1 pseudogene is annotated in these 1102 nt (G+C 67.6%); it reads left to right on the forward strand.

From position 1 onward, the window contains the following. Positions 1-76 precede the first annotated feature (76 nt). Positions 77-1080: pseudogene (locus ACFWWQ_RS29700) on the forward strand (IS5 family transposase). Positions 1081-1102 lie beyond the last annotated feature (22 nt).

Genomic DNA, 1102 nt, shown 5'->3' on the forward strand with positions numbered 1-1102 from the left:
TAGGGCGCGTATCGAGTCGTGATCAATCTGTGTGATGTGCCTTCGTGGCAGGGTTCGGTCCGATAGACCGTCTTACGTGACGCGCGTACAACTGACCGGCCCAGAGTGGCAGTTCATCGAGCCGTACCTGCCGATTGGCGAGTACGGCCCGTACCCCGCGCGGCTGCGGCAGCAGTTCGAGGGCGTGATCTGGCGGTTCAAGACGGGCGGGCAGTGGCGGGAGATGCCGACGGAGTTCGGCGCCTGGTCGACCGTCCACAACCGCTTCCGGCAGTGGCGTGACGCCGGTGTCTTCGAGGCTCTGCTGGAGGGCCTGATCACGGAGGCCGCGAAGCGTGGTGATGTGGACCTGTCGCTGGTCAGCATCGACTCCACCACCGCCCGGGCTCACCATGACGCGGCGGGGATGCACCTCGGCGAGGACGTCGTCACCGCCCTGGAGAAAGCTGCCGCCGAGGAGGAGAAGGCCAGGTCAAAAGGGGCGGCCTCGAAGAACAAAGCGGGCAGGAGCCCGAAAGCGACCCCGCGCGGGAAGAGCGACGACGCATCCGGCGGCGGCACAACCTCCGGCTGAAGGCCGCCCTCCTCGGACGCTCCAGGGGCGGGCAGACCAGCAAGGTCCACATCGCCGCCGACCGCAAGTGCCGCCCACTGGCGTTCATCCTGACCGCGGGCCAGGCAGCGGACAGTCCGCAGTTCATCCCCGTCCTGAAGAAGGTGCGGGTGCGCGGGCCTGTCGGCCGTCCCCGCACCCGGCCCGGCGCGGTCGCCGGAGACAAGGCTTACTCGTCCCGCGGCAACCGCGCCCACCTGCGCAAACGCCGTATCAAGGCGGTGATCCCGGAGAAGAAGGACCAGGCCGCCAACCGGAAGAAGAAGGGCAGCGGGGGCGGCAGGCCCGTCAGCCACGACACCGAGCTCTACAAGGATCGGAACACCGTCGAACGCGCGATCAACAGGATGAAGGCATGGCGGGGCATAGCGACTCGCTACGACAAGACCCCAGGGAGCTTCCTCGCCGGCCTCCACCTGCGCGCCTCGATGATCTGGGTTACAGACCTCATCCGGAGCACCCGGTGATCACGACTCGATACGCGCCCTA

The sequence above is a fragment of the Streptomyces sp. NPDC059080 genome, assembly GCF_042739975.1.
Classification (GTDB): domain Bacteria; phylum Actinomycetota; class Actinomycetes; order Streptomycetales; family Streptomycetaceae; genus Streptomyces; species Streptomyces benahoarensis.